This window comes from Acetobacter pasteurianus subsp. pasteurianus LMG 1262 = NBRC 106471, assembly GCF_000285275.1.
In the GTDB taxonomy this organism is placed as follows: domain Bacteria; phylum Pseudomonadota; class Alphaproteobacteria; order Acetobacterales; family Acetobacteraceae; genus Acetobacter; species Acetobacter pasteurianus.
The window spans coordinates 417,258-429,816 of record NZ_CADO01000139.1 but is presented as its reverse complement, the minus strand read 5'-3'; the positions used below and the strand labels follow the sequence as shown (position 1 = coordinate 429,816).

Below are 12,559 nucleotides of genomic sequence, written 5' to 3'. Positions count from 1 at the left end.
TACACATAATACGCGCGAGTGTGCCATTCTAGTGCGAACCCATGCCCTGAAGCTGGCGCGCATTCAAATCATCAGCGCTTGGTTCGGCTTGCACGGGAGCGGCCCGGTGGCGTGGCCGGGGTGCAGTTTCCTTGGGCTTAAGCGCCTGTTCCGAGGCTGCCAGATCTGTCTGCGCATCTGTTGTGGTTCCTGATACCGCATTGGGCACAGGGGCTGCAACATCTGCATGCGTGGGCGGTATGGCAACATTATTTTGCGCAGCAGGTGCGGCCAATGTGCCATCACGCACGCTTTGCGGCGTGAGCACCATTTTGCGGCGGACGGCACCATTGCGCCCCAAAGGGGCTGTAACCAGTTCTCCCATACGCAACACCACACCACCGGCATTGCCTACGGTAAGGCTATAAGGCCCGCCTTCAACCGGCACATTCCATTCCTCATCGGGTTGCAGAATGTGGTCATACACAACCTTGCCGTTGGCATCCTTCACCTGCACCCAACTGGCGGCCAGAGCCTTCAGCACGATCTGATTATCTGCAACAACTGCGGCAGGAGCCGCTGGCGCTGCCTCAGATGGAATTTGCGCATTGGGTTGCTGGGGAGTTTGTGCAACTGCCGTGCCTGCATCACTACCCGGCTGGAGTGTGTCTGGTGCTATACTGCTTTCAGGCAGGGCGCTTGCCGCACCTTGTGCATTCAATGCCTGTTCAGCACTGGGCGGCTTAGGCTGCGCAGATGGCGGCAAAGGTGCAGGAACAGCACTCTTATCCGGCAAAATGGAAGCCACTTGCGGAGAAGGCGCATTATGCGTCTGCTCTCCGGGCAGAAGGCTTGCCACTGGTGGCACGCGCTCTGGCGCAGGCGGCGTGTGCCCCGTAAAGTAATACCAGCCCACATAGCTGGCCAGAATAACCGCAAGCCCAAGAGAGATGGACACAGCCGGCGGAATACGCCGGTCTGGCGGTGGATCTGGAAACACAAGTTCTGGCTGCCGAATGGCGTTGCGCGTTTCCAGCCTATAGCGCTCCACCATGGGGGTTGGATCAAACCCCAAAGCCTGCGCATAGGCCCGCAAAAACCCAAGCGTATACACTTCCGCCGGAAGCACATCCGCTTTTCCGGTTTCCAGCGCATCCAGATACGCATCACGGATGCGCAGATACGCAGCAACATCCTCCAGGGACCAGCCAAGCTGTTCGCGGCGTTTGCGCAGCGCGCCCCCTACCCCGTATGTACCAATATCGGGGAGCGGAGGCAGAGCAGCCGGCTGCTCCTGTTCAGAACTTGGGGCGTTTTCAGCCATCAGCATCCATACGGCGTTGTTGACGGATCAGCGCTATCACGGCCTGATCTATCAGGTCAGCAATAATCTGGGCCACTGGCTGCACGGATTTCACCATACCAACAGATTGCCCGGCCATAACAGAGCCTTCTTCCACATCCCCATCAATAACCGCACGCCGCAAAGCGCCAGCCCAGAAATGTTCGATTTCCAGCTGAGCATCTTCCCGCGTGAGATCACCGGCCTGAAAGCGGCGAATAACATCGGCCTGATGCGCCACAAATTTGCGTCCGCCCTCGTTACTGATGGCCCGCACCGGAATAACCGGAAAGCGCTCATCAAGCTGCACCGAGGTGGTGGCATCTCGCGCATTGGCCCGCACAAAAGCTTTTTTAAAGTTTTCGTGGGCAATGCTTTCCTCTGCTGCGGCAAAACGTGTGCCGAACTGACCACCGGCAGCGCCCTGCTCCAGATAGGAAACCAGCGCATCACCCCGGCCAAGGCCACCAGCCACAAAAACCGGCACATTCTGGATATGCGGCAGAATTTCCTGCGCCAGCACTGTCAGAGAAACAGGGCCGATATGGCCGCCTGCTTCTGCGCCTTCAATCACCAGCGCATCCACACCCATCTTGATCAGCCGTTTGGCCAACACCAATGCGGGCGCAAAGCCAATAACCTTGGCGCCACCATCCTTGGCGGCCTTGATGGCTGAGCTAGGCGGAATACCACCTGCCAGCACAATATGGCCCACCTTGGCATCCAGACACACCTGCACCAGCTCATCCAGCTTGGGGTGCATGGTAATCAGGTTCACGCCAAAGGGGCGGTCTGTCAGCGCGCGAGTGGCGGCAATTTCCTCAGCCAGACGGGCTGGTTCCATTGCGCCACAGGCAATCACGCCAAACCCGCCAGCGTTGGAAATGGCGGATACAAGATGGCGTTCACTCACCCAGGACATCGCCCCGGCCAGAATGGCGTACGGCGTGCCCAAAAAATCCGTTCCGCGCTGCCACAGTTTATCCAGCCGTGAGCGGGCACGTTGCCATTCTTCTGATGTTGGCGCGGGGTTCAGGCTGCTTGCAATATCAGACATCATCAAGACCATAGGCCGTGTGCAGCGCACGCACTGCCAGTTCGGCATATTCTGCCGCTACCAGCACGGAAACCTTGATTTCACTGGTGGAGATAGCCTGAATATTGATGGAACGCTCAGACAGCGTACGGAACATGGTGCTGGCCACACCTGCGTGAGAACGCATACCGCTACCAACAACGCTTACCTTCACGATATCCGGGTCTGTTTGCAGTTCTTCATACTGCACAGCACCACGCACGCTTTCCAGAATGCTGATAGCGCGCGGCAGATCGGTCTTGCTGGTGGTGAAGGTCATGTTCGTGGTGCCATCGGCGCCCGTGCTCTGCACAATCATGTCCACATTCACGTTGGCTTCGCTCAGCGGGCCAAAAATTGCCGCCGCAATGCCCGGACGGTCAGGAATGCGCCGAACCGACAGCTTGGCTTCATCACGGGAGTAGGCAATGCCGGTGACCAGTTTCTTTTCCACGATTTCGTCCTCATCCACCACCATAGAGCCGGGAAGATGACCTTCCATCACTGCGGGGCCATCTTCAAAGCTGGAAAGCACCTGCACACGCACGCGCTCACGCATGGCAAGGCCTACGCTGCGTGTTTGCAGCACCTTGGCGCCAACAGATGCCAGCTCCAGCATTTCTTCATACGTAATTTTGTCCAGCTTGCGCGCCTTGGGCACGATTCTGGGATCTGTGGTGTAAATACCATCCACATCTGTGTAGATATCGCACCGATCTGCCTTAATAGCGGCAGCAAGCGCCACGGCGGATGTATCCGAGCCACCACGCCCCAGCGTGGTTACGCGGCCATCTGGCCCTACCCCCTGAAAACCAGCCACAACAGGCACCATGCCTTCGGCCATGCTGCCCAGCAGACGTGCGCCATCTATCGAATCGAGGCTAGCCTTGCCGTGCAGGGAATCCGTAAGAATGGGCACCTGCCACCCGGCAAAGGAGCGAGAGGGCACGCCAAGCTTTTGCAGGGCTATGGCCAGCAAACCACTTGTTACCTGCTCACCCGTTGCCACAACGGCATCGTATTCGCGCGCATCATACAAAGGAGAAAGAGACTGACAGAACCCAACCAGACGGTTGGTTTCCCCTGCCATGGCTGAAACAACCACCAGCACATCGCAGCCTGCGTCTTTCTGTTTTTTGACGCGTTCGGCCACGGCTCTGATACGGTCAAGATCCCCCACGGATGTCCCGCCGAATTTCATGACAATCCGGGGTGCGGAACCGGACATAGCTTTATTCTCCACCAAACAGGCCGTAAAACGCATTGCACCAGCCCTTCCCGCCACCTGCATAGCGGAAAAGACGCATGGGAACGGTTGCGCTGCTTCACAAGCCGCGTCACATACCTCTCCCGGCCCCCTTTCGTCCAGCGGGGAGACCAGCAGGAAAGGAATTTGTTGTATGCACGCCACCCGAGAGGAAGCGCCTTCCTCTGTTTCTTCCGAGGAAATTGCCCGCTTTAGTGCTCTGGCAGACAAGTGGTGGGATCCAACAGGCCCCATGCGCCCCTTACATGCCATGAATGGCCTGCGGATTGAATGGGCCAGCCGCCACCTGCCCCTGCGTGGCCGCAAATCCCGCAAGCCGCATGTGCTGGATATTGGCTGCGGCGCCGGGCTGGCCAGTGAGGCCCTTGCAAAAGCCGGGTATGACGTATTGGGGCTGGATGCATCGGCCAATGGCATTGCTGCCGCACAGGCGCATCTGGAAGCCAACCCGCTTCCTGCCGGTTCTGGTACATTACACTATCGCCAGGGCAGTGCAGAAGAACTGGTGGCCGAACATGCCAAGTTTGATGCCGTTATGGCTTTAGAAATTATAGAGCATGTGACTGATCCTGAAGCATTTATGATTATGCTGGCTCAGCTTGTAGATGCCAATGGCACGGTTATTGTTTCCACAATGAACCGCACCTTGCGCTCTTTGGCTGTGGGCAAAATTGGGGCGGAATATCTACTGCGCCTGTTGCCTGTGGGCACACATGAATGGCGCAAGTTTATCCAGCCTTCCGAACTGGGCCGCTATGCCCGCGCCGCTGGCCTGCGGATGGTTGCCGTTTCTGGCATGGCCCCCAGCATTGGCAGCTGGAAAGAAACGCGGGACTTGGGCATCAACTACATCGCAGCCTTCAAAAAAGACTGATATAGAATTTAGTTTAGTATCAGTGTGTTTCTGACACTTTCTCACGCACAAAGTTAAGCAGGAAGTGTCAGAAACTCAAAGCAGGTTGGGCTACCAATAGGGGTAAAATCCCACGTAAAGCCAATCTTGCCTGTGGTTTTATCCACCCGGAAAGATGTGATGGAATCACTCCGCTGGTTAGCCACGAACAGATAGCTGCCAGAAGGATCAAATTTAAGGGCACGCCCGTAATCGGCATGTGTCCAGATTTCATCCACCAGTGTCAGACCGCCATCTTTAGCCACCTGAAACACGGCAAGGGAATCGCCCAAGCGGTTGGAGACATAAAGAAAATGCTCATCAGGTGAAAACAGAATGCCAGCGGCCAACGTGCTGCCCCGGAAATGAGCCGTCAGGCTGCTTACGGCCTGCTGCGGGGCAATGTCCCCTGTTTTGGCATCAAAATTTGCCACCACCACCTTGGAATCCTGCTCGCATAGAATGTACAGCCGCAAGCCATCGGCAGAAAACTGAAAATGCCGTGGGGCCGAACCGGCCGTCATGGTTGTAAACGGCTTTTTGGCCGGGAACAGGCGTCCCGTATCCAAGTTGATGCCATACACATACATTCTATCCAGACCGGCATCTGCCACCGCAACAAAGCGGCCAGAAGGGTCTGTATGGATCATGTGCGGGTGAGAGCCTGAATGATCGCTTATAGCAAAGTTGCCCGGCGGATTATCCGAAGCCCTATCGGGCATACGTGGGCCAGTATTATGGATCAGGGTTGTCATTGCCCCTAAGGAACCATCTTTCTGCACACGCAGCAGTGCAAAGTTCCCACCCGTATAGTTGGCAACCATGACGTATTTGCCAGAGGGATGGACGCTCAGATGCGCCGGATCTGCCCCACCGGAAGAAACGGTATTCAGCTTTGTTAACGCACCCGTGCCATGATCTACGGAAAAAGCCGTGACAGCCCCGGTATTTTTTCCTTCAAAATCATTGATTTCGTTAACGGCGTAAAGAAAACGCTTATCTGGAGAAAACGCAATGAACGACGGGCTGGCAACATCTGTAAATGTATTCAGATGGTTGAGAGAGCCTGTTTTACGGTCCATTTCAAAAACCGCAATGCCATCTCCATTCCCACCCGGCGGCCCGTGCTGCGTATAACCGCCTACATAACATAAAATACGTTCTGGCGGCGGAGGTGTAGCGGCATCCTGCGTATTAGGCACAGATGTATCATCATCTGCCCGCGCATAAATGCTCCCTAAAAAACCACACGCCAGACTACCCAGCCCGAAAGCACGACGCGAAAACGAGCCGCTCATAATCCTGTTTTTCTCCTTGATTCGCGTATGCTCAGGGCATCTTGCAGACAGGCCCCATAGGCGGGCCGGAATAACGTGTCCATGTCTGGGTTTCACCAAAAATGGGCAGGCCCAGATAGCCGCGCAGCTTTAGAACGCCAGCTTGGGGAGACCAGATGCGCGCGTCATACTTATGGCCGCTATCGGGGTCCAGAATATTCCCCTCCCACTTGTTCTTTTCATCTTTCAGGGGACGAAAATCCGTTAGCATCAGGAGGTTGCACTCGGTTTTTCCGTCATGCCCCTTAGGTACATCCGTACCATCGTAACGCAGCCCGATCAGCCGACCGCAAACGGTTTCCCCACATTTTTCAATCTTGAAAACGCCATCATGATCTTGGCTCAACCAGTAGCCCATCAGGCTATCTTCTCCACCCATGGCAACAGAATCCGCCATGGCAGGCTGAGCAAGTGCAGGAAGCAGCGCCGCAGATACGCCTAATACAGACGAAAGAAAAAAAGCCCTAATTCCGGTTCGAACGCCGCGCGCCATGAAGTTTTTCATGCTCTCTTTCTCCTTCGCCCAGCCCTGTTTCCAACATACATTTTTTTACATAACTGGCTGGTCTGCCCTGTTAATTTGGGCACCGTAAGCACTGCCTGCCACCCCCAGCGCTGTTCCGACAACCCCGAAAAATCAGCTGTCGGTCTTGCGTACCCACGGAAGCGGCAGCACATCAACCCCTTCATCTTCCAGCATTTCGCGCTCTGATGCCGTCATATCCCCATAGATGCCGCGTTCTGGCGCTTCTCCATGATGAATACGCAGGGCTTCATCCGCAAAATTGGACCCCACGTTTTCGCAGTTTTCTTCCACCACGGCTCTGATCTGGCGCAAAGCGCTCATCAGATTATCTGGCGTTACGGGTTCTGGCTGTTGCGTTGCGGCAGGTACTTCGGGATGTTGCTGTGGAGGCGTTGCGACTGGCTCCGTAGCTTCCGGTTTTTTAGGCTGTGAGCGCCCCTTTACAATAGCGGGCGCCATCAGGGCCTGTTCCACCTTGGGCGTGCCACAAATGGCGCAGCTCAACAGATTTTCCTGCTTCAGGCGTGTAAAAGCGGCACTATCACGATACCAGCCTTCAAACGTATGTCCGTTTGCACAACAGAGCTGATAACAGATCATCCGCTTTTACCTCCTGCCCTTTTCAGTTTTCGCCCACGCCCAAAGCGGCATCCAGCTTGCCCTGCCGCTCCAGAGACATCAGATCATCACACCCGCCCAGGCACCGATCTCCTACAAAAACCTGCGGCACCGTTGTGCTGCCACCAGAACGGCGGATGGCATCTTCACGTTCCTGCGTGCCGCGTGGTGCGTTAATTTCCTTGAACGGCACCTTTTTGCTTTCCAGCAGCGCAACAGCCCGCACGCAAAAAGGGCAGCCACGTTGTGTGTAAATTTCGATTTCAGACATAAATAGTTTCCTTCTGCATGTTTGAAAGTTCGGTTCTGACACCGCACATCATTCTGGCAGGTTTATATCAACTTCTGGCCGCGTAGGCACCAGCCCTGCCACCAAAAGACGAACGCTACGCACCCCCGCCTGCTTTAAGGCCTGCACGCAGGCCGTAGCAGTTGCACCTGTTGTGAGCATATCATCTACCAACACAACAGAACGCCCCTGCAATTTTTGTTGCCATTTGGGCCTGAATGTAATGGCGCTGTGCATTTCCCGCTGCCGTTCCTTGCGGGAAAACCCGGCCAGCTTTGTTGTAGCGCGTATTCGCACAAGGGCATCTGGTGCCACCTGTAAATGCCTTATACGTGCGACTTCATCTGCCAATAACGCCGCCTGATTATAACGGCGCCGGAGCAAGCGCCACCTATGCACCGGCACGGGCACCAGCAATACATCTGGGTGTAGAATATCCTGCCCAATCTGCGCCATACGTTGCGCCAGAAAACGAGCATTTTCTGTTCTATCTGCATATTTAAGCTGTAAAATCAGATCTCTGGCTGCCGTTGTATAAACAAAAGCTGCCCGCGCCTGTTGCCATGCTGGATGATGCTGCTCACACGCAGCACACAAACCCGTATGCCCCAAACTTTCCTGCGAAGGCTGAGGTGTGGCACAGGCATCGCAAAATGGACGGCTTATGGGCTGCAAGCGGCCAAAGCAGGATGCGCAGGTAAGCCCATGCTGGGCCACACCTGCCCCACACAACACACAACTTGGCGGATACAAAATATCCATCAAAGCTGTGCCCAGCTTACGTATCTTCACCTGCATTTCTGGGGTTCACACAAAATTTCCTGCCCTCTGTCCTTGGCAAACCACAGGGAAGCACGCACATGTTGCAAAATGGATGTGCCCGTAATTTTTGATCGCAAAGCTGTAAGGCTGCACCGTGAGCGTGCCGCCCGCACCCAGCGCGCCACCGCCCCTATACTGGAGGCGGCAGCGGATATCCTGTTGGATAGGCTGGATGATGTCATGCGTTCATTTTCCAACGCGTTGGATATTGGTGGCCGCGGCATTCTCTGCCAAGGGCTGAAACGCAGAAATATTCCAACTATTACGTGCGATATTTCCGAAGCACAGACCCGCTGCGCCTCAGTTCCAAGCGTATGCGCCGATGAAGAACACCTCCCCTTTGCTCCCGGTAGCTTTGATCTGGTGGTTGCCAGTCTTTCTCTGCATTGGGTGAATGATCTTCCGGGCCTGTTTCACCAGATTCGTTCTATCCTGCGGCCTGATGGGCTTTTTTTAGCCAGCATTCCCATTCTACCCACGTTGCGGCCTTTGCGGCAGGCCTTGGAAATGGCTGAGCTGGCTTTAAGCGATGGCGTTTCTCCGCGCGTATCCCCCCTGCCCACACAGCAAAGCTGTGTTTCTTTACTTCAGCGTGCAGGATTTGCGCTGCCTGTGGTGGACACAGAAACGCTGGAACTGCGTTACCGCTCCTTAGGGGCACTAATGGCAGATTTACGCGCTGCGGGAGAAACCAACGCCCTTGCCCTGCGCTCTCGCGCCATTCCCCCACGTTTGCTGTTTCCTGCGGCTGCGCATGAACTGGAGGATGAAAAAGCAGAGAGCTTTTGCATGCCATTGCATATGGCAATACTCACGGCATGGTCTCCCTCAGGCAACCAACCGCAACCGCTTACACCGGGGCAATTTACGCATTCGCTGCATGAGGTACTGAAACAGCAGCCTCAGCCTTTAACCAAAAAATAAGCGAACAGTTTTTACCCGCCCGTAACGCTCATATGCCGTTGTGGGCCGGAAACATCGGCTTCCGATGCGCCAAGCAGGAAATCATGCCCTTTGGGTTTGCGCGCAATGGCGTCCTGAATAGCGCTTTCCAATGCGGCATCGTCTGCGCCTGCCCGTATGAGGCTGCGCAAATCAGCACCATCTTCCTGCCCCAGACAGGTATAAAGCCGCCCTGTGCAAGACAACCGCACCCGGTTACACGTTGCGCAGAAATTATGGCTCATGGGGGTAATCAGCCCCAGCCTTCTGCCGGTTTCCCCTACACGCAAATATCGGGCTGGGCCGCCGGTTACATCTGGAATGGGCGTGAGTGTCCAGCGTTTGGATAAATCAGCTTTCACATCCAGCAGCGGCAGATAGCGGGAAGTACGATCTTCCCCCGTATCTCCCATTGGCATGGTTTCAATCAGGCACAAATCCGCGCCTATTTCCCCACACCACGCCAGCAGCGTATCAAATTCATCATCATTCACACCGGCCATGGCAACGGTGTTGATACGCAGTGCCAGCCCGACATCCCGCGCTGCACGGATACCTTCCAGCGTAGCTGCCAGCTTGCCCCTGCGCGTTATTTTAGCAAACCGTGCCTCATCCAGCGTATCCAGGCTAACATTCACACGGCGCACACCGGCATCAAACAAGGTTTGCGCATACTGGGCCAAATGGCTGCCGTTGGTTGTGAGAGTGAGTTCTTCCAACTGGCCGCGATTATCAGAATGTTTGAGCCATGAACCCAACTCCTGAAAAAACGGGCCAATATCACGGCGCACCAAAGGCTCTCCGCCTGTTATACGCAGGCGGCGCACACCGTGCTGCACAAACACACGGCATAGGCGCAACAGTTCATCGTAATCCAGAACATCTGAGCGCGGCAGAAAGGTCATGCGTTCGGCCATGCAGTATGTGCACCGCATGTCGCACCGGTCTGTTACCGATACACGCAGGTAAGAAATCCGCCGCCCGGCAGGGTCCGTTAAAGAGGACAACATTGGTTCTCTATATCAGAAACCAATCCCACATAAAACGACAGTTTGAAGGTTGGTAACGGAAAAACACATTGCTTATGATAGCAAAACGGACGGCCCCGAAAGACCGCCCGCCTTAATCTTGTAGCCCAACCCCAAAACTTAGTGGCCAGAACTGGCACCTGAAAAATCAGGCCTTGGCAGGCCGGAAAGTTCAAGCTGCTGCACCAGTGCTTCCTTCAAACGTTCCAGACACGCTTCTGTCCGGCCTTCTGCACGCGCAACCAGAACGGCCTGCGTGTTGGAAGCCCGCAACAGCCACCAACCATCCGGGGTGTTTACGCGCACGCCATCAATTTCAGAAACATCCGCACCTTCCTTACGCAGGCGTGCGGCAACTTCCTCAATAACCTTGAACTTGCGATGATCATCACACTCAAAACGCAATTCCGGAGTGGATACAGTTTTGGGCAATGCTTCACGGAAAGCAGAAAGCGGTTCATCCATACGGGCAACAATATCCAGCACGCGCACACCAGCGTACAGGGCATCATCAAAGCCGTACCATTTATCTGCAAAGAAGATATGGCCCGACATTTCACCTGCCAGAGGTGAACCCGTTTCCGCCATTTTGGATTTGATGAGCGAATGCCCCGTGCGCCACATCAGTGGCTTGCCACCGGCTTCTGCCACTTCATCAAACAGCACTTGGCTGGCCTTGGCATCCGCAATGATAGTGGCCCCGGAATGTGATTTCAGCACATCGCGCGCCAGCAGGATAAGAAGCTGATCACCCCACAGGATGCCGCCTGTATTATCCACTACGCCAATGCGGTCTGCATCACCATCAAATGCAATACCCAGATCAGCCTTATGCTCACGCACAGAAGCTATGAGCTGTTCCAGATTTTTGGCAACCGTTGGATCTGGATGATGCACGGGAAAAGTGCCGTCAATTTTGGCGTTCAGCACAATGTGCTCGCCCGGCAGCTTTTTCACCAGCATTTCCAGAACTTCGCCAGCAGAGCTGTTGCCGTTATCCCAGACAACTTTCAGCTTGCGCTGCCCGCCAACGTAATCCTTTACAAGGCGTTCTACATATTCTGCACGAATATCCACATCGCGCACGGTGCCTTTTTCTTCTGGCACCACATCGCCTCTGGCAGCCAGATCCCCCAGCTCCCGAATCTGGGCACCGAAGAAAGGCTTGCCAGCCAAGGTGATTTTAAAGCCGTTGTGATCTGGCGGATTATGGCTACCTGTCACCATAACAGCGCCATCAGCCTTAAGACTAACAGACCCATAATACAGCAGAGGTGTGGGGCCACGCCCCACACGCACTACATTTAGCCCGCACGCTACGGCACCTTGCACCAATGCCTTCTCCAATGAAGGAGAAGACAAGCGGCCATCATAGCCCACAACCAGCGTTTTACCGCCGTTGCGGCGCACAAGGCTACCAAAGGTGCGGCCTATGGCAAACGCATCATCGGTTGAAAGGGTTTTACCAACAATTCCGCGAATATCGTATTCGCGCAGGCTGGTCGATTCAAACCTATGCGTAAAAGACATCAGATTTTATCTGTGTACTTTTTCAGAAATTCCTTCACGCCATCAGCAAGATCAGGGCGTTCCAGAGCAAAGGCTACCTGAGCTTCAAGGAAGCCAAGCTTGTTGCCGCAATCATAGCGGGTGCCTTCATAACGCAGACCGTGGAAAGGCACCTGACCAATGGTTTTTGCCATGGCATCTGTAAGCTGCACTTCACCACCTGCACCTTTTTCCAACTTGGAAAGGTAAGGCATAACTTCTGGCGTCAGCACATAACGGCCAATGATGGACAGGTTGGAAGGTGCATCTTCCGGCTTTGGCTTTTCAACCAGGCCTTTTACTTCCACAAGGCGGCCATCATCCTTGCCTGTGTCCAGAATACCGTAACGGTTTGTCTGTTCACGCGGCACTTCTGTTACCGCCACAACGCTACCGCCTGTTTCATTATACGCATCGGCCAGTTGCTTCAGGCAGCCCTTGCCGGATGCAGCCTGCACGATATCATCGGGCAGCAGGATGGCAAACGGATCATCCCCAATAAAGGAACGTGCGCACCAGATAGCGTGCCCAAGGCCCAGCGGTTCCTGCTGACGCACTGCAATAAGAGAGCCTGCTTCAATAGAGCTGGGTTCCAGCGCTTTCAGGCAATCAATCTTGTTGCGCTCTCTGAGCGTATCTTCCAGCTCGTAAGCAATATCAAAGTAATCAATAAGAGAGTCCTTACCGCGGCCTGTAATCAGGCAGAACTCTTCAATCCCGGCTTCACGCGCTTCATCAATCGCATACTGGATCAGCGGCCTGTCAACAACAGGCAGCATTTCCTTTGGCATGGCCTTGGTTGCGGGCAGAAAGCGCGTTCCCAATCCCGCAACAGGCAGGACTGCTTTACGTAAAGGCTTGGGTTTGGACACGAATACAACACCTTAAAAAACG

General features: G+C 54.9%; 13 protein-coding genes. 2 read left to right on the top strand and 11 right to left on the bottom strand.

The features are described 5' to 3' along the window. Positions 1-28: 28 nt before the first annotated feature. The 3 genes from APA10_RS13900 to APA10_RS13890 are packed head-to-tail and all read right to left on the bottom strand — an operon-like array spanning position 29 to position 3,624. Positions 29-1,303 (bottom strand): helix-turn-helix domain-containing protein, encoded by a 1,275-nt coding sequence (locus APA10_RS13900; protein WP_174714309.1) that lies wholly within the window; start codon positions 1,301-1,303, stop codon positions 29-31. Then, entirely contained in the window at positions 1,296-2,378 is a 1,083-nt protein-coding gene (locus APA10_RS13895) for an NAD(P)H-dependent flavin oxidoreductase (RefSeq protein ID WP_174714316.1), read from the bottom strand. The genes APA10_RS13900 and APA10_RS13895 overlap by 8 nt, the downstream gene beginning before the upstream one ends. Further along, a complete protein-coding gene (locus APA10_RS13890; protein WP_035362166.1) occupies positions 2,371-3,624 on the bottom strand; it encodes an aspartate kinase in 1,254 nt (417 codons plus the stop codon). The genes APA10_RS13895 and APA10_RS13890 overlap by 8 nt, the downstream gene beginning before the upstream one ends. A gap of 172 nt (positions 3,625-3,796) precedes the next feature. Here APA10_RS13890 and ubiG point away from each other — a divergent pair, with 172 nt between their 5' ends. Then, positions 3,797-4,537: a bifunctional 2-polyprenyl-6-hydroxyphenol methylase/3-demethylubiquinol 3-O-methyltransferase UbiG gene (gene ubiG / locus APA10_RS13885; protein ID WP_003628745.1), complete on the top strand. Its 741-nt coding sequence runs from the start codon at positions 3,797-3,799 to the stop codon at positions 4,535-4,537. Positions 4,538-4,590: 53 nt separating this feature from the next. Here the strand turns inward: ubiG and APA10_RS13880 are convergent, their stop codons facing one another. From APA10_RS13880 to APA10_RS13860, 5 genes are all read right to left on the bottom strand, one after another. After that, positions 4,591-5,853 carry a lactonase family protein gene (locus APA10_RS13880; RefSeq protein ID WP_003628744.1) on the bottom strand — a complete coding sequence of 421 codons (1,263 nt, stop codon included), beginning with the start codon at positions 5,851-5,853 and terminating at the stop codon, positions 4,591-4,593. Positions 5,854-5,884: 31 nt separating this feature from the next. Then, positions 5,885-6,397 carry a DUF2147 domain-containing protein gene (locus APA10_RS13875; protein WP_003628743.1) on the bottom strand — a complete coding sequence of 171 codons (513 nt, stop codon included), beginning with the start codon at positions 6,395-6,397 and terminating at the stop codon, positions 5,885-5,887. A gap of 132 nt (positions 6,398-6,529) precedes the next feature. After that, positions 6,530-7,018: a DUF1178 family protein gene (locus APA10_RS13870; RefSeq protein WP_003628742.1), complete on the bottom strand. Its 489-nt coding sequence runs from the start codon at positions 7,016-7,018 to the stop codon at positions 6,530-6,532. A 22-nt stretch (positions 7,019-7,040) separates the two neighbouring features. Continuing rightward, positions 7,041-7,307, bottom strand: a complete 267-nt coding sequence (gene grxC / locus APA10_RS13865) for a glutaredoxin 3 (RefSeq protein WP_003628741.1) — start codon at positions 7,305-7,307, stop codon at positions 7,041-7,043. Positions 7,308-7,355: 48 nt separating this feature from the next. Next, entirely contained in the window at positions 7,356-8,123 is a 768-nt protein-coding gene (locus APA10_RS13860) for a ComF family protein (protein ID WP_003628739.1), read from the bottom strand. Between the two features lie 72 nt (positions 8,124-8,195). Here APA10_RS13860 and APA10_RS13855 point away from each other — a divergent pair, with 72 nt between their 5' ends. Beyond that, positions 8,196-9,071 (top strand): methyltransferase domain-containing protein, encoded by an 876-nt coding sequence (locus APA10_RS13855; RefSeq protein ID WP_003628736.1) that lies wholly within the window; start codon positions 8,196-8,198, stop codon positions 9,069-9,071. A gap of 11 nt (positions 9,072-9,082) precedes the next feature. Here APA10_RS13855 and moaA read toward each other — a convergent pair whose 3' ends face one another. The 3 genes from moaA to galU form a co-directional block, all read right to left on the bottom strand. Next, on the bottom strand, positions 9,083-10,099 hold the full coding sequence (gene moaA / locus APA10_RS13850; protein ID WP_003623459.1) for a GTP 3',8-cyclase MoaA: 1,017 nt from the start codon (positions 10,097-10,099) through the stop codon (positions 9,083-9,085). 138 nt (positions 10,100-10,237) lie between these two features. Next, entirely contained in the window at positions 10,238-11,647 is a 1,410-nt protein-coding gene (pgmG, locus tag APA10_RS13845; protein ID WP_003628731.1) for a phosphoglucomutase/phosphomannomutase PgmG, read from the bottom strand. Continuing rightward, a complete protein-coding gene (galU, locus tag APA10_RS13840) occupies positions 11,647-12,537 on the bottom strand; it encodes a UTP--glucose-1-phosphate uridylyltransferase GalU (RefSeq protein ID WP_003628729.1) in 891 nt (296 codons plus the stop codon). Before galU ends, pgmG begins: the two co-directional genes overlap by 1 nt. Positions 12,538-12,559: the final 22 nt, after the last annotated feature.

Bases quoted from the DNA above. Each gene is read 5' to 3' on its own strand.
- APA10_RS13900 (WP_174714309.1), bottom strand. From the start codon at position 1,303: ATGGCTGAAAACGCCCCAAGTTCTGAACAGGAGCAGCCGGCTGCTCTG.
- grxC (WP_003628741.1), bottom strand. From the start codon at position 7,307: ATGTCTGAAATCGAAATTTACACACAACGTGGCTGCCCTTTTTGCGTG.
- APA10_RS13890 (WP_035362166.1), bottom strand. From the start codon at position 3,624: ATGTCCGGTTCCGCACCCCGGATTGTCATGAAATTCGGCGGGACATCC.
- APA10_RS13880 (WP_003628744.1), bottom strand. From the start codon at position 5,853: ATGAGCGGCTCGTTTTCGCGTCGTGCTTTCGGGCTGGGTAGTCTGGCG.
- APA10_RS13875 (WP_003628743.1), bottom strand. From the start codon at position 6,397: ATGAAAAACTTCATGGCGCGCGGCGTTCGAACCGGAATTAGGGCTTTT.
- moaA (WP_003623459.1), bottom strand. From the start codon at position 10,099: ATGTTGTCCTCTTTAACGGACCCTGCCGGGCGGCGGATTTCTTACCTG.
- APA10_RS13860 (WP_003628739.1), bottom strand. From the start codon at position 8,123: ATGCAGGTGAAGATACGTAAGCTGGGCACAGCTTTGATGGATATTTTG.
- APA10_RS13895 (WP_174714316.1), bottom strand. From the start codon at position 2,378: ATGTCTGATATTGCAAGCAGCCTGAACCCCGCGCCAACATCAGAAGAA.
- ubiG (WP_003628745.1), top strand. From the start codon at position 3,797: ATGCACGCCACCCGAGAGGAAGCGCCTTCCTCTGTTTCTTCCGAGGAA.
- APA10_RS13855 (WP_003628736.1), top strand. From the start codon at position 8,196: ATGGATGTGCCCGTAATTTTTGATCGCAAAGCTGTAAGGCTGCACCGT.
- APA10_RS13870 (WP_003628742.1), bottom strand. From the start codon at position 7,018: ATGATCTGTTATCAGCTCTGTTGTGCAAACGGACATACGTTTGAAGGC.
- pgmG (WP_003628731.1), bottom strand. From the start codon at position 11,647: ATGTCTTTTACGCATAGGTTTGAATCGACCAGCCTGCGCGAATACGAT.